Annotated in this window: 17 protein-coding genes and 1 pseudogene; 6 read left to right on the forward strand and 12 right to left on the reverse strand. The window is 58.5% G+C overall.

The features are described from left to right. The first annotated feature begins 184 nt into the window (after positions 1-184). The gene (nhaB, locus tag F8N21_RS09005; protein ID WP_150641791.1) at positions 185-1,687 is read left to right on the forward strand and encodes a sodium/proton antiporter NhaB; all 1,503 of its coding nucleotides are present in this window, start codon (positions 185-187) and stop codon (positions 1,685-1,687) included. Positions 1,688-1,797: 110 nt separating this feature from the next. Here the strand turns inward: nhaB and F8N21_RS09010 are convergent, their stop codons facing one another. From F8N21_RS09010 to gnd, 3 genes are read right to left on the reverse strand one after another with little or no spacing between them, the layout of a single operon-like run. Further along, complete coding sequence (locus F8N21_RS09010; RefSeq protein WP_150641792.1) at positions 1,798-2,628, reverse strand: HAD family hydrolase; 831 nt, start codon at positions 2,626-2,628, stop codon at positions 1,798-1,800. Then, positions 2,625-4,145 (reverse strand): glucose-6-phosphate dehydrogenase, encoded by a 1,521-nt coding sequence (gene zwf, locus F8N21_RS09015; RefSeq protein WP_150641793.1) that lies wholly within the window; start codon positions 4,143-4,145, stop codon positions 2,625-2,627. The genes F8N21_RS09010 and zwf overlap by 4 nt, the downstream gene beginning before the upstream one ends. Further along, positions 4,142-5,122 carry a phosphogluconate dehydrogenase (NAD(+)-dependent, decarboxylating) gene (gnd, locus tag F8N21_RS09020; RefSeq protein ID WP_150641794.1) on the reverse strand — a complete coding sequence of 327 codons (981 nt, stop codon included), beginning with the start codon at positions 5,120-5,122 and terminating at the stop codon, positions 4,142-4,144. Before gnd ends, zwf begins: the two co-directional genes overlap by 4 nt. A gap of 274 nt (positions 5,123-5,396) precedes the next feature. Between gnd and F8N21_RS09025 the strand changes: the two genes are divergently transcribed. Further along, positions 5,397-5,582: a DUF6026 family protein gene (locus F8N21_RS09025; RefSeq protein ID WP_150641795.1), complete on the forward strand. Its 186-nt coding sequence runs from the start codon at positions 5,397-5,399 to the stop codon at positions 5,580-5,582. A 45-nt stretch (positions 5,583-5,627) separates the two neighbouring features. On the opposite strand, the gene F8N21_RS09030 is transcribed toward F8N21_RS09025, so the two are convergent. The 3 genes from F8N21_RS09030 to F8N21_RS09040 are packed head-to-tail and all read right to left on the reverse strand — an operon-like array spanning position 5,628 to position 8,656. Then, on the reverse strand, positions 5,628-6,545 hold the full coding sequence (locus tag F8N21_RS09030; RefSeq protein ID WP_150641796.1) for a hypothetical protein: 918 nt from the start codon (positions 6,543-6,545) through the stop codon (positions 5,628-5,630). Next, positions 6,514-7,095 (reverse strand): hypothetical protein, encoded by a 582-nt coding sequence (locus tag F8N21_RS09035; protein WP_150641797.1) that lies wholly within the window; start codon positions 7,093-7,095, stop codon positions 6,514-6,516. Before F8N21_RS09035 ends, F8N21_RS09030 begins: the two co-directional genes overlap by 32 nt. After that, entirely contained in the window at positions 7,043-8,656 is a 1,614-nt protein-coding gene (locus F8N21_RS09040) for a hypothetical protein (RefSeq protein ID WP_150641798.1), read from the reverse strand. Before F8N21_RS09040 ends, F8N21_RS09035 begins: the two co-directional genes overlap by 53 nt. A 253-nt stretch (positions 8,657-8,909) precedes the next feature. Between F8N21_RS09040 and F8N21_RS09045 the strand changes: the two genes are divergently transcribed. Beyond that, on the forward strand, positions 8,910-10,664 hold the full coding sequence (locus F8N21_RS09045) for a phosphoethanolamine transferase CptA (RefSeq protein ID WP_150641799.1): 1,755 nt from the start codon (positions 8,910-8,912) through the stop codon (positions 10,662-10,664). A gap of 36 nt (positions 10,665-10,700) precedes the next feature. Here F8N21_RS09045 and chrA read toward each other — a convergent pair whose 3' ends face one another. The 4 genes from chrA to zapE form a co-directional block, all read right to left on the reverse strand. Next, complete coding sequence (gene chrA / locus F8N21_RS09050; RefSeq protein ID WP_150641800.1) at positions 10,701-11,918, reverse strand: chromate efflux transporter; 1,218 nt, start codon at positions 11,916-11,918, stop codon at positions 10,701-10,703. A 15-nt stretch (positions 11,919-11,933) separates the two neighbouring features. Then, the gene (locus tag F8N21_RS09055) at positions 11,934-12,425 is read right to left on the reverse strand and encodes a GNAT family N-acetyltransferase (RefSeq protein WP_150641801.1); all 492 of its coding nucleotides are present in this window, start codon (positions 12,423-12,425) and stop codon (positions 11,934-11,936) included. A gap of 130 nt (positions 12,426-12,555) precedes the next feature. Continuing rightward, positions 12,556-13,164: a DinB family protein gene (locus tag F8N21_RS09060; protein ID WP_150641802.1), complete on the reverse strand. Its 609-nt coding sequence runs from the start codon at positions 13,162-13,164 to the stop codon at positions 12,556-12,558. 19 nt (positions 13,165-13,183) lie between these two features. Beyond that, positions 13,184-14,305, reverse strand: a complete 1,122-nt coding sequence (zapE, locus tag F8N21_RS09065) for a cell division protein ZapE (protein ID WP_150641803.1) — start codon at positions 14,303-14,305, stop codon at positions 13,184-13,186. Between the two features lie 239 nt (positions 14,306-14,544). Here zapE and F8N21_RS09070 point away from each other — a divergent pair, with 239 nt between their 5' ends. After that, positions 14,545-14,766, forward strand: a complete 222-nt coding sequence (locus tag F8N21_RS09070) for a hypothetical protein (RefSeq protein ID WP_150641804.1) — start codon at positions 14,545-14,547, stop codon at positions 14,764-14,766. 299 nt (positions 14,767-15,065) lie between these two features. Here the strand turns inward: F8N21_RS09070 and F8N21_RS09075 are convergent. Next, positions 15,066-15,233: pseudogene (locus F8N21_RS09075) on the reverse strand (arginase family protein); the annotation flags it as partial. A 130-nt stretch (positions 15,234-15,363) separates the two neighbouring features. Between F8N21_RS09075 and F8N21_RS09080 the strand changes: the two are divergent. Continuing rightward, on the forward strand, positions 15,364-15,834 hold the full coding sequence (locus F8N21_RS09080) for an LEA type 2 family protein (protein ID WP_150641805.1): 471 nt from the start codon (positions 15,364-15,366) through the stop codon (positions 15,832-15,834). 252 nt (positions 15,835-16,086) lie between these two features. On the opposite strand, the gene F8N21_RS09085 is transcribed toward F8N21_RS09080, so the two are convergent. Next, positions 16,087-16,338, reverse strand: coding sequence for a hypothetical protein (locus tag F8N21_RS09085; protein ID WP_150641806.1), 252 nt, complete (start codon positions 16,336-16,338; stop codon positions 16,087-16,089). A gap of 165 nt (positions 16,339-16,503) precedes the next feature. On the opposite strand from F8N21_RS09085, the gene F8N21_RS09090 reads away from it, so the two are divergent. After that, positions 16,504-16,824, forward strand: a complete 321-nt coding sequence (locus tag F8N21_RS09090) for a DUF883 family protein (protein ID WP_150641807.1) — start codon at positions 16,504-16,506, stop codon at positions 16,822-16,824. Positions 16,825-16,934: the final 110 nt, after the last annotated feature.

The raw sequence follows: 16,934 nt of genomic DNA on the forward strand, positions 1-16,934 counted from the left end.
TGCGAAGAGACCGCGTGAGCCCCACAGTTGATCTGTGTACCTACTCAGGAGACAGGCCGGCAACAGAGTATCTACGAGGGATTTATGTACACCCACGAAACCGCGGGCGTACGGGATCGCCACACACTTGATCTTCCCCTTCGCTTACGGCACCTTGCGCGCTTCTCAATGCAAGGAGTTGTCGATGTCCGGTTCAATGGTCCAGGCGTTCACGCACAATTTTCTCGGGCACTCGCCACGCTGGTACAAGGCAAGCATTGTCGCGTTCCTGATCCTCAACCCGCTGGTGCTCTGGACCGTCGGCCCGGTGGCCGCCGGTTGGCTGCTGGTGGTGGAGTTCATTTTCACCCTGGCCATGGCGCTCAAGTGCTACCCGCTGTTGCCCGGCGGACTGTTGCTGGTCGAAGCCTTGCTGCTGCGCATGACTACGCCCCAGGCGCTGTATGACGAACTGCTGCACAACTTCCCGGTGATCCTGCTGCTGATGTTCATGGTGGCCGGCATCTACTTCATGAAAGACCTGCTGCTGTTCCTGTTCTCGCGCCTGTTGCTGGGAGTGCGCTCCAAGGCGCTGCTGGCATTGATGTTCTGCTTCCTGTCAGCGTTTCTGTCGGCGTTTCTCGATGCCTTGACCGTAACCGCCGTGATCATCAGCGCCGGGGTGGGGTTTTACTCGGTCTATCACCGCGTGGCCTCGGGCAATGATCCGCGGCAGGACAGCGAGTTCAGCGATGATCGGCACCTGCCGAAGCTGCACTACGAAGACCTCGAACAATTCCGCGCTTTCCTGCGCAGCCTGCTGATGCATGGCGCGGTGGGTACGGCGTTGGGCGGTGTGTGCACACTGGTGGGCGAACCGCAGAACCTGCTGATCGGCCATGAGATGGGCTGGCACTTCGCCGAATTCTTCCTGAAGATCGCTCCGGTCTCGCTGCCGGTGCTGGTGGCAGGCCTGGTGACCTGCGTGCTGCTGGAGAAGCTGCGCTGGTTCGGTTACGGCACCTTGCTGCCGGACAACGTCCGCGCGGTACTGGCCAACTATGCCGCTGAAGACAACGCCGAACGCACCCAACGCCAACGAGCGGCACTGCTGGTCCAGGGCCTGGCGGCATTGATTCTGATTGGCGGGCTGGCGTTTCACATCGCTGAGGTTGGTTTGATCGGCTTGATGGTGATCGTGCTGATCACCTCGTTCACCGGCATCACCGAGGAGCACCGAATCGGCAATGCCTTCAGGGATGCAATGCCGTTTACCGCGTTGCTGGTGGTGTTTTTCGCGGTGGTCGCGGTGATTCACGATCAACAGTTGTTCACCCCGTTGATTCAGTGGGTGCTGGCCCTGCCGCCAGAGCAGCAACCCGGCATGCTGTTTATCGCCAACGGCCTGCTGTCGGCCATCAGCGATAACGTGTTCGTGGCGACGATTTACATCACTGAGGTCAAGCAGGCGTTCCTTTCCGGTCATATGAGCCGCGAACACTTCGAAACCCTGGCGATCGCCATCAACACCGGCACCAACCTGCCCAGCGTGGCGACCCCGAATGGGCAAGCGGCCTTTCTGTTTCTGCTGACGTCGGCGATTGCGCCGTTGATTCGTCTTTCGTACGGGCGGATGGTCTGGATGGCGCTGCCGTATACCGTGGTGATGGGGGTGTTGGGGTGGTATGCGGTGAGTTATTGGCTCTGAGGTAATTGCACCGACTGTAGGAGCGAGCTTGCTCGCGATGGACTCAAGGACGACGCGTTTATTCAGAAAACACGCGTTATCGTTAACGTCCATCGCGAGCAAGCTCGCTCCTACATGAGTGGATCTGCGCCCAGAATAAACCGCTCGATGGCCTCTGCCGCGCCATCCTCGATATTGCTGCCGGTGACCACGTCGGCCTGATGTTTCACCTCCTCCTCCGCCTGCCCCATGGCAATCGACAACCCGGCGCGATGAAACATCGGCGGGTCGTTGCCGCCATCGCCGATGGCCGCTGTCTGCGCCAGTGTCACACCCAGGAATTCGGCCAGGGTGGCCAGCGCATGCCCTTTGGTCGCTTGCATCGCGGTCACGTCCAGATAGATCGGTTGCGAACGCGAAACCTGGGCCTGCCCCTCGATTTCGGATTGCAGCCGAGCTTCCAGCTCAATCAACAATTGCCCGTTGGCGCTGGCGGCGACGATTTTGTCGATGCGCTCCAGATAGGGTTCGAAACTCTCGACCGTCACGGGCGGATAACCCAGGCTGTGCTGTTCACGAGCAACCATCGGGCCGTTCTCACGCAGCAGCCAGGCGCCGTCGGCGAAAACCCAGACCTCCACCTCCGGCTGCGTGGAAAATAGCTCCAGGCTGGTGATTGCAGCGTCACGTGGCAGGTGATGGGCGACCAGAAAGCTGCCATCCGGGTGAACGATGGTGCCGCCATTGAACGCCGCCGTCGGCAGATCGACGCCCAAGGCTTCGATCTGCTGCAGCATGGCCCTGGGCGGTCGGCCGGTCGCCAGGCTGAAGAACACCCCGGCCTCACGCAGCGCCCGAACCGCCGAGAGGGTGCGCTGACTGAGGCTGTGGTCAGGAAGCAACAAGGTGCCGTCCATGTCACTGAGCAAAAACTGGATGGGCTGTAGGGTTAACTCACTCATCCGAGGCCGTGCCAGACGCGACAGTCACGGGTCAGCAGTTCCTCTGCCGAGGCCGGACCGTCTTCACCTGCCGGGTAGGTCTGAACGTTGGAGTCTTCTTTCCAGGCATCGAGGAACGGTTGCACGGCGCGCCAGCCATTCTCGATGTTGTCGGCACGCTGGAACAGCGTCTGGTCACCTGTCAGGCAGTCGTAGATCAGCGTCTCGTAACCGGTGGACGGTTGCATCTCGAAGAAGTCCTTGTAGGCGAACCCCAGCTCGATGTTGGCCATGTCCAGGGCCGGCCCGGGGCGTTTTGCCAGCAGGTCGAACCACATCCCTTCGTTGGGCTGGATCTGGATCCGCAGATAGGTCGGTTGCAACTCATCGACTTCGGTATCGCGGAACGGGGCATAGGGCGCAGGCTTGAAGCAGATGCAGATTTCCGTATCGCGCACGCTCATGCGTTTGCCGGTGCGCAGGTAAAAAGGCACCCCGACCCAACGCCAGTTATCGATCATGACCTTGAGGGCTACATAGGTTTCTATACTGCTGTCGGGCGCCACTTTCGGCTCATCGCGGTAACCGGCCACCGGCTCGCCGTCGAGTTCGCCCGCCGCGTACTGGCCGCGCACGGAATTGGCTCGTGCCTCCTCGGTGGACCAAGGGCGGATCGCGCCGATAACCTTGGCTTTTTCCCCACGCACCGCATCGGCGCCAAACGCCGCCGGCGGCTCCATCGCGACCATCGCCAACAACTGGAACAAGTGGTTGGGCACCATGTCGCGCAACGCGCCGGTGGTTTCGTAGAAACTGCCGCGAGTCTCGACTCCGACGGTTTCCGCCGCGGTAATTTGCACGTGGTCGATGTAATGGTTGTTCCAGAAGGCCTCGAACAGGCTGTTGGAGAACCGGCTGACGAGAATGTTCTGGACCGTTTCCTTGCCCAGGTAGTGATCGATCCGGAAGATCTGCTTCTCGGTCATGACCTTGAGCAGGCAGGCGTTCAGCGCTTCGGCGGTTTGCAGGTCGGAGCCGAAGGGTTTTTCTACCACCACCCGGCGAAAGGCTTCCGGGGTTTCTTCGAGCAGGCCGCAAGAGCCCAGACGACGCACCACTTCGCTGAAAAAGCGCGGCGCGGTCGCCAGGTAGAACACTGCGTTACCAGTGCCACTGGCGGCGATTTTCGCCGCCAGGGCCTGGTAGGTGCTGTCGTCGAGGAAGTCGCCCTGTACATAGCTGATGTTCTTCGCCAGCCTGGCCCACAACGCGGGGTCCAGAGTCTCCTCGCCTTTGCCGACTTTGTTAGCCACCTCGGTACGAATGAAGTCTTCGAGCTTCTTGGCGAAGTCCGCATCGCTGATAGCGTTGTGGTCGACTCCGACGATGCGCAAGCCATCGCTGAGCAAACCGTCACGGCTGAGGTTGTACAGCGCCGGCATCAGCAGACGCTTGACCAGGTCACCGTGGGCGCCGAACAGGAACAGCGTGGTCGGCGGTGCAGGTTGGGCCTTGTTCTTTTTTCGCCGTGCCGTCATTTTTTCGGGGTCTCGACATGGCCGCCAAAGCCGAAGCGCATGGCCGACAGCAGTTTGTCACCGTAGGTGCTTTGTTGCCGCGAGCGGAAGCGCGCGAACAGCGAGTTGGACAGCACCGGCACCGGCACCGATTGCTCCATGGCGGCTTCAATGGTCCAGCGCCCCTCCCCACTGTCAGCCACCGCGCCGGAGTAACCGTCGAGCTTCGGATCGCTGGCCAGGGCGTCAGCGGTCAGGTCCAGCAACCAGGACGACACCACGCTGCCGCGACGCCAGACTTCGGCGATGTCGGCGACATTCAAGTCGAAACGCTGGTCTTCCGGCAGGTTTTCCGAAGACTTGGTCTTGAGGATGTCGAAACCTTCGGCGAAGGCCTGCATCATGCCGTACTCGATGCCGTTGTGAATCATCTTCACGAAGTGCCCCGAGCCCGCGGGTCCGGCGTGGATGTAACCGCGTTCGGCGCGATCATCCTCGGCGACCCGGTCCCTGGTTCGCGGAATGTCGCCCAGGCCCGGTGCCAGGCTGTCGAACAGCGGATCAAGGCGTTTGACCACGTCGCTATCGCCGCCGATCATCATGCAGTAACCGCGCTCCAGGCCCCAGACGCCACCGGAGGTGCCGACGTCGATGTAACGAATGCCTTTTTCCGACAACGCCTTGGCGCGACGGATGTCGTCCTTATAGAAGGTGTTGCCGCCGTCGATGATCACATCGTCGGCATCGAGCAATTGGCTCAGGGTGTCGATGGTCTCTTCGGTCGGTGCGCCGGCCGGCAGCATCACCCAGACTGCCCGAGGTTTTTCCAGGGCGCCGACCAGTGCCGGCAAGTCCACGACGCCAGTAGCCCCCTCTTCACTCAAGGCGCTGACGAACGCAGTGTTGCGGTCGTAGACCACGGTGGTGTGCCCATCGAGCATCAAGCGTCGCGCAATATTGCCGCCCATGCGGCCCAGTCCAATAATCCCCAGTTGCATGTGCCGATGCTCCCAACTACAAATAAATACGTGAAAAAGGTTATAGCTCAAGGAGGCTAATGAGGGTTAGTCCAGAGCGTCTGGACATAGTTTCCCATCAAACGGCCCAATACGCCGGATAACGTCAGAAATCATGCCGAAGACACACGAACAATAAAAAATAAAAAAGTTCCCTTTATGAGAAAAAGAAATCAGAATCTGCCCCGATGGTGGTCCGACCCTCAGACTCGAGCGGCGGAACCACAGTTGTGACACACCATTTGCGAGGTGAGCAATGGGTACCGTACTTTCCGCACGTCCTGCACAAACTCTTTACGTCACCATTCGTCGTGACGAACTGCGCCAAATCAAAGACGAACGCGAGCAATTGATCTACCAGGTGGCGCAACTGCGCCAGCAATTGCAGGCCCTGGGGTTTGAAGATCTGACGCCTCGTACCCTGGTTCGCTCGCCGGATTGATTGATCTGCGGGCCCTGCCCCTGGGAGCAAGACCCGCCACGACCATTAATTGCCGGTCTTGAAAAAGTACTGATCGGCAAATTTCTGGCTGAGGTCCCCGGCCTTGATGGCTCGGACCTGCTCACCGTTGCGTGCCTCGTTCAACTGGTCCTGATAGGTCTTGAATCTCAAGGCCTTCAGCTTCAAGTGGCCTTTGTTGATGAAACGGGTACTTCTGGCCGGGCAGTGAAAATGCGCGTACCACAACACCTCCTTCTCCCCTCTCGCATTGATTTTTTTCTCGTCGAGGATGGCGTACTCCAGCAGGAAGTCCGCTTCCCTGGCGGTGCTTTTGTCCGTCCAGAGCGGCTCGGCAACGCTGACTTCTCCCTGCTCCAACAGATACTGAAAGCGCCCTGCACTCGGAGGCAATTCCCTGGACGCCTTGATACGCAGCAACCTGGCCTCCAGCGTCAACCTCGCGCTTTGCTGACTTAGTCGGGTTTGCACCTCAGTAGTGGCCGGCAAGCGTTCCTGCTCGCTGTGCGCCGCCAGGCCCTGACCGATCTCACTGGCCGTTTTCTCCAGCTCTCTGGCCCGGTTCTCCAGCATTTCTTGCAGACTGACAGGCTCCGGCGCGCTGTTCGTTGGTCTTTTCACCCATTCGATGAAGGTATCCACATCGGCGAGCTGTTGCCTTCCCTTAGCCGTCAGACCGGCTAAGCCTGGACCGGGCCTCACAGGCGCTGCCGGCTGTTCGACTCGTGCTTGCCAATTCTCCTGGCCTTCAGCTTTGTAATAGCTGATCGGTTGCCCCCCCAGCGGGTCACTCATGCTCACTTCCTGCGGCTCACCTGCTTGCCCCCCAGAAAAATCGCCGACCAGCGTCTGCTGGTTGCGGCTTTTGAACACTTTTTTATTCGGTTTTTTAGCAGGCTTGACGACCGGTTTCCTATGCGGGAGTGGCGGCGCCTCCACGTACACGAAATTCCGGTGCTATATCCCAAAGATCCTGGCCATTGTTTTTCAGCTCCAGCCAATTGATCGGCATCCCTAGGTTATCAAGCACCACGACATTCCCGCCTTGGGCAGGAGACACCCGCGCCCAACCGTGACCACTGATACGCCCCGGTACTTTTGCGTACCAGCGCCCTTCAACCACCTCAATCCCTCTGGGCGCTGGCGCGGTAATGACCGGACCGACGGCCTCCTGATTGATACTGATAAAACGTTCAAGCAATTGACGTGAATTGGCGGAAACCGGCGTGGAGAAATCCAGCACGCTGTCGGTAATGGCTCCCGCCGCTCCCGGTCCGATAGCAGGTCTGATCATCACTTCGACTTCGCTCGATCGAGGCAAAGTCGCATGGGGTTCGAAAGGCGTGATCGACCCTTGCGAATCAGAGGTCAAACGGTGAGTCAGTAAAACGGCGGCCAGCGGAATCAGCAGATTGAACGCAAATTCTTTTATCGGCTCATTGTCACCGTCTTCCCGCGATTTGGACTCGCTGCTGGTCGGCGTAGAGCTTTTCACGGCCTGGTCTGCGCTCGAGATCCTCAAGCAAGACTTTCCTGACTTCTTCGGGGTAGTGTCGGCCAATGTCGACGTCGGCGATCAAGCTGCGCAAATTGTCCTCGGTTACCCACGCGGGAAGTGCATTTCCATCTGCAGACTTGATCGTCGTCTTGAAATGCAGCAGCCCCGCCAGACCTTTCATGGCACGGCGTGTAAGACTGTCAGTCTCGGTGATTGCGCTTCCGGTGGGAGCCCCCGGTGCATCGGCAATGTATCGGGTCTGAGTGATCTTGAGCGTATCCGGGTCCAGGGTTTCACCATATTTGGCCATCCCCGCCAACAGGGCGTCTTTGGCGAACTGCTCGGTCGCGCGAAGCCCGTCGGTGTATACCTTGCCTTTTGTCGCTTGCTGGAGGACTCCAAACCGAAACATGCAACGACTGTATTCCTGAGTCTCGGCAGGGGTTGCAAGATCTATCCAGTCGGGCAACTGGCTTTTGACTTCGCCATACAGTTTCTGCTCGTAAGGATCGGGATTGTGTTTGAGCAGATAGGGAGCCGGATCCGTCAGGCGCGCAGTTCGATCTTCCAGGGCCTTGAGATCCTGCCCTTCGAACGCTCCCAAGGAACTCAGGCTCTCAAGTTGATTGTTGAGCAAGGCCTGCGCCTGGGTCACAAAGACATCGCCCATCGACTCGTAAGGCTGCAGCTCAAGTACCGTGAGCTCCATCCTGCGTCCCCATTTAATCCCCTGTGCATGGGCGAAAGCCTGCAACGAGTCATAGGTTTCGACGGCGCCGTGAGGTTCAAAGCGTAATACAATCTCCCGATCCTCGATTTTGCGCGTCACCACCACAGCGTAAGACAGGCTCGCACTCGTGGTACGCCCTGTTCGGGCCAGGTAGTCGAACAGAAACGCCTGTGCACACGCCTGCCCATAATGAATGGAGCGTTCCAGTTTGGTCGGGTAATGGATCACCTGCAAAAGTGTGTCGATCTGTTCCTGATCCAGGGTCGTCGCCCCGCCACCCTCCTGTTCGATCCTGGCCAGCAGTGCCGTTTTGAGTACGTCGCTGAACCATTGCCAGCGACTGGTTCCTTCTACGGCAGGCTCACTCCAGTATTCCGTCAAGGCTTGCTGCAGAGCCGGAACCATTACCTTGGGTAATCTGCGCAACAGATCTTCGACTTCGCGTAGATCGACCTCCATGCGCTTGTTGTTCGCATCGCTCAGAAAGTGCTCGCTGGTGAAATACAATTGCGCTTTTGCACAAATGCTTTGGATCATCAACTCCAGCAGCGGAGTTGTGGTATAGCCATCGATCCAGGTAGCTTCGCCCGCGACCAGGCCGCTACCATCATCGGCGCCCTCAGTGATCCTTATGCCGCTGACCCAATTGGGTGTGTTGAGGGTTGTCGTCAACACATTGATGTTCAGTTCGGGGTATTTGTTGTTCAGTGCCGCGCTGAATTGTTTCAACGCCGCCGTTATCACAATCGGTCGGCCCTTGAACTCCTGGTAGACCGCCTGTGCCAATATGTCGGAGGCTTTTTCCTGTGTTGCCGTGGTGTCTGTCATTTCAACATCCTGTCGTCATGTATTGAGCCGCGGGCCTGCCTGGCCTGCTTCAACAGGATGTAACGCGCTTTCGCGGGGCCCTGTGCGGTAACTAAATACCCCCCCATGCGCCCGCCCAGCCCGACTCACAAAACTTTCACACTGGATTGGCGATACTTACTAGCACTATGGCCGCTCATTCTTTCGAGCGTTTTTTGTCGCTGGCGCGTAGAAATCTCCAGCGGTTGAAGTCTTTAATCGGCTGGAGCCCTGAATGGCATTGTTTAAACGCAGCAACACGTCTGCGAAAAAATTTGATTGGGCGGGCCTCGGCTGGCTGTTTCTGTTCTTCTGGTATTTTTCCGGCATTACCCAACTGCTGATCCTGCTGACCGGCACCTCCGGCTTCGCCGGATTCCGTCAAGCCTTCTTGATGAGTGCCGTGTGGCTGGCGCCGATGCTGTTGTTCCCGGCCCGCACCCGTTTGCTGGCGGCGCTGATCGGTGTGGTGTTGTGGGCCTGTTCGATGGCGAGCCTGGGCTACTTCTTCGTCTATCAGCAAGAGTTCTCGCAAAGCGTCATCTTCATCATGTTCGAATCGAACATCTCCGAAGCCGGCGAGTACGCAACCCAATACTTTGCCTGGTGGATCATCCTGGGGTTCCTTGCCCACAGCGCCTTGGCGATATTTCTCTGGACCCGCTTGCGCCCGGTGTATCTGCCCCGTGGCCAGGCCCTTGTCGCGGCCATGGCGATTCTGGTCACCGTGATCGGCTATCCATTGGTCAGGCAGGTGATCAAGAACGACACCCTGGCCGGCGCCATCGAGAAATTCGAAACCCGGGTTGAACCCGCTGTGCCGTGGCAGATGGTCGTTGCCTGGCGCCGCTACTCCCAGCAACTGGAAAACATGCAAGGCATGCTCGACAACGTCAGCAAGATCCCGCCATTGCATAACCTCAAGGACGCCATGGCCAACCAGCCGGCGACTCTGGTGCTGGTGATTGGCGAATCGACCAACCGTCAGCGCATGAGCCTGTATGGCTACCCTCGGGAAACCACCCCGGAACTGGACAAGCTCAAGGACCAGTTGACGGTTTTCGATAACGTCATCACTCCGCGCCCCTATACCATCGAAGCCTTGCAGCAGGTATTGACCTTCGCCGACGAAGAAAACCCGGACCTGTACCTCAAGACCCCGTCGCTGGTCAGCATGATGAAACAGGCAGGTTACAAGACTTACTGGATCACCAACCAGCAGACCATGACCAAGCGCAACACCATGCTCACGACCTTCTCCGAACAGGCCGACGAGCAGGTGTACCTCAATAACAATCGCAACCAGAATGCCCGCCAGTACGACGGCGATGTGCTGGAACCGTTCTCCAAGGCATTGGCCGACGGCGCACCGCGCAAACTCATCATCGTGCACCTGTTGGGCACGCACATGAGCTACCAGTACCGTTACCCACCGACCTTCGACACGTTCACCGATCGCAAAGGCGTACCGGCCGGCGTGCGCGACGACCAGTTGCCGACCTACAACAGCTATGACAACGCCGTGCGGTACAACGACTTTGTGGTGTCGAGCCTGATCAAGGACTACGCCAAGACCGACCCGAACGGCTTCTTGCTGTACCTTTCCGATCATGGCGAAGACGTATTCGACTCCCCAGGCCACAGCACCCTGGGGCGCAACGAGGGCAAGCCGACCGCGCCGATGTACACCATTCCGTTCATGGCCTGGGCTTCACCGAAATGGCGTGAAAGCCACGATTGGGATTTCACCGGTGACCTGTCCCGCCCTTACAGCAGTTCGCACTTCATCCATACCTGGGCCGACCTGGCCGGATTGAGCTTTGACGAACTGGATCACAGCAAAAGCCTGGTCCACGACAACTTCAAAGAGCGCCCGTTGCTGATCGGCAACCCGTATGAAAGTAAAAAGAAGGCCTTGATCGACTTCAGCCTGATGAAGCCCAAGCGCACGCCGCAAACTCCCGCGGATGCGGCGGTCGTGCTCAAGTAATCCTTTTCGGGGGCTGATTCCAGCCCCCCGTTCGCTTCAAGCCCCGATCACGGCGCCACACAAACCGCCCGCCAGCACCACCAGCCAGGGCGGCCATTTCCAGACCATCAGTGCCAGCAAAGCCAGTACCGCAAGGACGAAGTCCAGTGGTTGAAGAATCGAACTGGTCCACAATGGCTGATACAGTGCGGCCAACAGCAAACCGACCACCGCGGCATTGACCCCGGCCAGGGCCGCCTGCATACGGCGGTTATGGCGCAATGACTCCCAGAACGGCAGCACGCCCACCACCAGCAGCAGCGATGGCGCAAAGATCGCCAGGACACAGAGCACAGCGCCGCTCCAGCCGCTGATAGCCCCACCGAGAAAGGCGGCAAAGGTGAACAGTGGTCCGGGAACGGCTTGCGCGGCCGCGTAGCCGGCCAGGAACATATCGTTGCTCACCCAGCCGGGGTTCACCACTTCGCTCTGCAGCAATGGCAAAATCACATGCCCGCCGCCAAACACCAGCGCACCGGTCCGGTAAAACCCATCGATCAAGGCGACGACCTGGCTCGGCCAGAACCGGGCAAGCAGTGGCAATCCCGCCAGTAACAGCACAAACAGCCCCAGGACCAGACAAGCGGCGGGACGGCTGACGCGGATCGACAATCCGTCTTGCTGAACATTCACGCCTGGCTTGAGCAACCCCACACCCAAGGCCGCTGCCAATAGCATCACGCCGACCTGAACCAGGGCGGTCGGCCACAGCAGCACACAACAGGTGGCGATGCCGGCAATGCACATGCGTATCGGTCCGACACAGAGCATGCGCGCCATCCCCCAGACCGCCTGGGCGACCACGGCGACGGCAATGATTTTCAGCCCATGCAAAAACCCTGCGGGGAGTGTCCAGCCGCCGTTTGCGATGCCCACGGCCAACAGCGTCAGGACGATGGCCGAAGGCAAGGTAAAACCGGCCCAGGCAGCCAGCGCCCCAGGGTAACCGGCCCGGGACAGCCCCAGCGCCATCCCCACCTGACTGCTGGCCGGGCCTGGCAAGAACTGGCACAGCGCGATCAATTCGGCGTACGCCGACTCGCTCAGCCAGCGACGACGCTGGACGAACTCGGTTCGAAAGTAGCCCAGATGAGCCACCGGCCCACCAAAGGAGGTCAACCCCAGGCGCAGGAAAATCAGAAAAACGGCCCATGCTCTGTCTGGAGCATGGGCCGATTCCGGAAGCTGTTCATCGAGGCTGGTATGCTCAGTCATATACGCCTGATCTTCCTACAAAGATTTGGTCCAGAACAACATGCGGCCGTGGGCCGGGTCGAACTTCCCTGGGGCGAAACCGAACTTACCGTAGGAGGCCTGAGCCACTGCATTGCCTTCGAGGACTTCCAGGGTGATTTTGCAGCAACCCCGCTGACGGGCGATATCCTCGACCTTTTGCAGCATTTTCTGACTCAAGCCAAGGCCGCGGTATTTCTTCATCACCGCCACGTCATGCACATTGACCAATGGACGGTAGGCGAAGGTCGAGAAGCCTTCGAAACAGTTCACCAGCCCGGCCGGCTCGCCTCCGACGAAAGCCAGCACACTGAACGCATAAGGACGCTTGGCCAGCTCGCCGGCCAGGTTATGCAACACATCGAGCGACAACGGCTTGCCACCGCCCATGGGGTCTTCGGCATAGTGGTTCAGGACCAGACTGATCGCCTCGGCATGCACCGGGTTGGTATAGCTGGCCTGTAGTACCAGAATTTCAGCGGATTCCATTTCCATCCTCGATCGCATAGTGATTTACCCTTCCCCAACACGTCCCCAGACGGTTGAAAGAGCCAGAGGACCTTATCGCGGCCGGACCCGCTCCGACAATACCTGTATGAAGTTGCCGTAGTCTTTAGGGTTATTCCGTCAGCGTCTGGGTTGATGTCCTACATCCCCAAATCTGCTCTTCGGTCCAGCCCAGTTCAGCAAAGTCTTCAGCACGCAACGCCGCTTCACCGGCGCAGAAGAACTCGTCCAGTTGCGGCGGCTTGACCGAAGTCCCGCTGAGCATGGCGTGGACCTGACCACGGTGATGCAGCTGGTGTTCGAACAAATGGGCGAGCATACGCAAGCGGCTATCGCGCTGCGGATGAGCGCGGGCAATGGTCACCACACGGTCCAGGTCCGCGTCCTGCAGCGGTTCGCAGTAGGCGATCAAACGTCGGTCCACCAGGGACTGTTCGCGCTTGAGGTCGACGCTGGTGTCGAATGGTTCGTCTTGGGTGAAGAACACATAACAATCGGGATGCGGCGACTCTCCTCGCAGTTCTCGCTCCAGGGCATCCACATAAAACCAGTCGCAGGTCAGGATGTGATTGAGGGTGGCCTTGATGCTCGGAAAGAAGCTGACACGCTGTGCAACAAACTCAGCCTGGCTCAACTGTCCGCAGGCCTTGGCCAAACGGTGATTGGCCCAGGCATTCTGATAGGCCATGGTCAGCAAATGGTGGGACAGAGGCTGGTCCACGGTGGCACCTCCCAGGGTTCTAATGCACTGCGCCAAAACGCTGCAATTGCATTTCCCGCAACCGACTGAGGGTGCGGCGAAACGGAAATTCCAGGTAACCCTCGGTGTACAAGGATTCCATGGGCACCTGCGCCTCAATGTACAGCGGCACCTTACGGTCGTAACACTCATCGACCAAGGCGATGAAGCGCCGCACGCTATCGTCATGCACCGATAACTGCGGCAACTCCCGGTCGCCAGCGTCGACTCGCTCGACCCCGTCTTCCGTACCGCGGGCAATCCGCCCGGGGCGTTTTCGGGCGCTGAGATTGGGCACTTCACTTAAAAGAATAGCGCTGAATCTGTCGCACAAAACCATGAAATCCATTGCCGCAAAGGGTTGTTCACACAGGTCGGCATAACGGCACCAAAGCACTGTGACGCTGGACTGCATGACCGTGACAGCGCGATAACCGATGCTCACCGCTTCACTGGAAACCGCTTGCCCGACAGTCAGCCCCTTGAACACCTCGCCAGTGGGGCCTGGCTGGCCCGAGCTATTGATCCAATAACGCTGGATCCCGACACCCGGATGCAAACGATGGTCTTCTGCGCCATCCACCGCCAGCACCTGCATATGAGTGTTGATCGCGGCAATCGCCGGTAGAAATCGGTCACGGTTGAAGCCATCGGCATAGAGGTGTTCCGGCGGCTGATTGGACGTGGAGACTATGACCACCCCCTCCTCGAACATCACCTGGAACAGTCGCCCGAGGATGATCGCGTCGCCGATGTCATTCACGAACAACTCATCGAAACACAGCACCCGCACCTGTGCGCTGAGCTCGCGGGCCAGCGCCTGCAAGGGGTCGGCAGTGCCGGTCAGCTGGAACGAGCGCTGATGCACCCAGCCCATGAAATGGTGAAAGTGCTGACGGCGGGCCGGGATGCGCAGACTTTGATAGAACTGGTCCATCAACCAGGTCTTGCCCCGCCCGACCGGACCCCACAGGTAAACCCCGGTGACTTTCGTCTGATGCTGATGCAAAGCGCCATGGCAACGCTCAAGCGCCTGCACCACTTTCCATTGCGCATCGTCCTGGACGAAGCCCTGTTGTTCAATGGCATGTCGATAGGCGCTGAGAGGGGAATCGAAGGTCATACAGGCAGGCTGGTCCGGGGCTGAAGCCGGCCAGTATGCCATGCCCCGCATCGTACTTGCGGCACAACGTCGGTTTCCAACAGCGTTTTGCGGATGATCCACGGACATTACTTGTCAAGTATGTAATCTTCGCGCCACGCTGGCGTTAACTCCCACTTAATAGAATGACCACAGACTGCACCCGTGACTTCATATCACGTCCGAAACGGACGCCACATACGTTTGAGGGGAAACCCGGCATGAAACTTTCAACTCTGATCCTCGCTGGCCTGATGACCGTTAGTTCTGCCACAGTCTTCGCCGAAGGGGGTGCTGAACGAATAAGGCAACATTGGGACAACTTTAAGTTGAGTCAGCAACACGTCCACGGTAAAGCCGATAGCATGGCGTCCGTCGACACAGTTAAAACCGCACCTGCCAATGATTATCAGGTAGTAAAAGAACAACAGCCCAGCACCTGACCCCAGGCAACAATCTATTAAACTCTGGCACTACCGCCCCATTGGCAGAGATTAGTTTTGGCGTCCTTTTGGACGCCATGTTTATAACTTGCCCATAAGCAAACTGACCGATAATTACAAATACGTTATTACACAGCATTGAACTTTTCAGTGTATTTCCGCGCGATACACATTAACCGCCAAAAGATCGCAGCCTGCGGCAGCTCCTACATCGATCGGTTTTTTGCAGGTGTACACAAATCCTGTAGGAGCTGCCGCAGGCTGCGATCTTTTGATCTTCAATCCACCCTAAATCCACCCTACCGATCCACCTTATGCCGCGCCGCATACAAACACAGCATCTCCATCGCCAGGGTCGCTGCCGCCAGTGAGGTGATATCCGCGTTGTCATAGGCCGGTGCGACTTCCACCACATCCATGCCCACCAGATTGATCCCGCGCAAGCCGCCGAGAATTTCCAGCGCACCTGGTCCGAAATCGAGCCCAGGTGCCGGGGGATGCACAGCGGGCATTCGAGGAGGATTTGCTGACGGCGTTTTCCCTGAACCCGCTTGCGCAAGCGCGCTAAAGTGAGCCAATCAACCAGAGAACATGTCCATGCGCAGATTCATCGGTTTATCCCTCGTCCTGCTCTTGCTCAGTCTCAGCGCCTGCGCCCTGTTCCCCCATCGGGATCCGCTGAACATCAATATGGTGGGCATCGAGCCGCTGCAGAGCCAGGATCTGGAAGTGCGCTTCGCGGTGAAGATTCGCCTGCAAAACCCCAATGAAACGCCGATTGACTACAACGGAGTAGCGCTGAATCTTGAAGTCAACGGGCAGCCGCTGGCCACTGGCGTGAGCGATCAAAAAGGCTCCATCCCGCGCTTCTCCGAAACCATCCTGACGGTGCCGGTCAGTGTCTCGGCGTTTTCCGTGTTGCGCCAGACACTGGGTCTGGGCAAAACCCAAAGCCTCGACAACCTGCCCTATGTGCTGCGCGGCAAACTCGCGGGTGGACTGTTCGGTACCATGCGTTTTGTCGATCACGGCAATCTCAGCCTGCCGGGTTCGACCGCAGCCTGGTGAGCGGTACATTCTCCGTAGCATTTGCCGAGCCTGCGAGGCTGCGTTCGAGCCGGGGTCGCGCTCGACCGAAGTCCTCGCAAATATCTCAATCCTTCACAAACCGCACGCCCGGCCTGGCCCGTTCATCCACGCGATCTTTTGATCTTCGGCGGCCTTCAAAATCGCCAAAAGATCGCAGGCTTCGCCAGCTCCTACGCCGACCGTGTATACCCGCGATTGCCCGTAGGCTGCGATCTTTTGATCTTGGCCCGTCTATTTCGCTGCCATCAACCGATTGACTTCACTGCGCACCATGTTGGCGAACTCCGGTGGAGACAGGGTATCGAGCTCCGAACGCACCCATTCCGCCCATTTGCCCTTGCGCTTGGAGCGCTCGCCGAACAAGCGCGCGCCCTCGCCTTTGGCCTTGCCCAGGTTGCTCTGCCAAAGGTCGAACAGACGGGACTTTTCATCTTCGAGCGCCGCGCGCTCGGCAAGGGGCTGGTTAGCCAGATTGAAGCTCATGGGAGTTACCTGCTGCGTAAAATAGGCGACATCTTACACTGTAGAAAGAAATGTCTCGGCCTGGATTTCTTGTCGACTGTCAGCTCAGGTACAAAATGGCTGCAACTTTTTCCCCTGTAGCCGACTCCATTGTTGACTGCCCATTCACCTGCAAGGAGTCCCCCAATGGCCCGGAAAAATGCCGCGCAAATGGCCGAAGATCAGATCAAGGATCAAACCTTCAGCGAGCTGCAGACCCTGATCGAAGAGTCGGAAACCTTACTCAAAAACAGTGCTTCGCTGGTGGGCGAGGAAGCTGAAGGTCTGCGTCAACAAGTCGCGCTGAAACTCAAGCAGGCACGGGACGCCGTATCGAACGTGCGCGACCGCAGTAAACCTGTGGTCGATGCCACGCAACTCTATATCGGCGGCCACCCTTGGCAAACCGTAGCGATTTCCGCCGGGTTTGGTCTGGTGGTGGGCCTTTTGCTGGGACGTCGCAACTAAGTCATGAGGGGGGACTTGCGCCCCCCTTAACTATGTACCGCAGCCCCCCACGCATTCGTTCTAACGTCCCGCCATGAAGATCCGTCTGCATTCGGACAGATCAGGACGAG

Source organism: Pseudomonas fluorescens, from assembly GCF_902497895.1.
In the GTDB taxonomy this organism is placed as follows: Bacteria; Pseudomonadota; Gammaproteobacteria; order Pseudomonadales; family Pseudomonadaceae; genus Aquipseudomonas; species Aquipseudomonas fluorescens_BP.

Coding starts and splice junctions, on each gene's coding strand:
- F8N21_RS09085 (WP_150641806.1), bottom strand. CDS start 16,338: ATGAGCTTCAATCTGGCTAACCAGCCCCTTGCCGAGCGCGCGGCGCTC.
- F8N21_RS09055 (WP_150641801.1), bottom strand. CDS start 12,425: ATGGAATCCGCTGAAATTCTGGTACTACAGGCCAGCTATACCAACCCG.
- F8N21_RS09090 (WP_150641807.1), top strand. CDS start 16,504: ATGGCCCGGAAAAATGCCGCGCAAATGGCCGAAGATCAGATCAAGGAT.
- F8N21_RS09080 (WP_150641805.1), top strand. CDS start 15,364: ATGCGCAGATTCATCGGTTTATCCCTCGTCCTGCTCTTGCTCAGTCTC.
- F8N21_RS09010 (WP_150641792.1), bottom strand. CDS start 2,628: ATGAGTGAGTTAACCCTACAGCCCATCCAGTTTTTGCTCAGTGACATG.
- F8N21_RS09025 (WP_150641795.1), top strand. CDS start 5,397: ATGGGTACCGTACTTTCCGCACGTCCTGCACAAACTCTTTACGTCACC.
- chrA (WP_150641800.1), bottom strand. CDS start 11,918: ATGACTGAGCATACCAGCCTCGATGAACAGCTTCCGGAATCGGCCCAT.
- nhaB (WP_150641791.1), top strand. CDS start 185: ATGTCCGGTTCAATGGTCCAGGCGTTCACGCACAATTTTCTCGGGCAC.
- zapE (WP_150641803.1), bottom strand. CDS start 14,305: ATGACCTTCGATTCCCCTCTCAGCGCCTATCGACATGCCATTGAACAA.
- F8N21_RS09070 (WP_150641804.1), top strand. CDS start 14,545: ATGAAACTTTCAACTCTGATCCTCGCTGGCCTGATGACCGTTAGTTCT.
- F8N21_RS09040 (WP_150641798.1), bottom strand. CDS start 8,656: ATGACAGACACCACGGCAACACAGGAAAAAGCCTCCGACATATTGGCA.
- F8N21_RS09045 (WP_150641799.1), top strand. CDS start 8,910: ATGGCATTGTTTAAACGCAGCAACACGTCTGCGAAAAAATTTGATTGG.
- zwf (WP_150641793.1), bottom strand. CDS start 4,145: ATGACGGCACGGCGAAAAAAGAACAAGGCCCAACCTGCACCGCCGACC.
- gnd (WP_150641794.1), bottom strand. CDS start 5,122: ATGCAACTGGGGATTATTGGACTGGGCCGCATGGGCGGCAATATTGCG.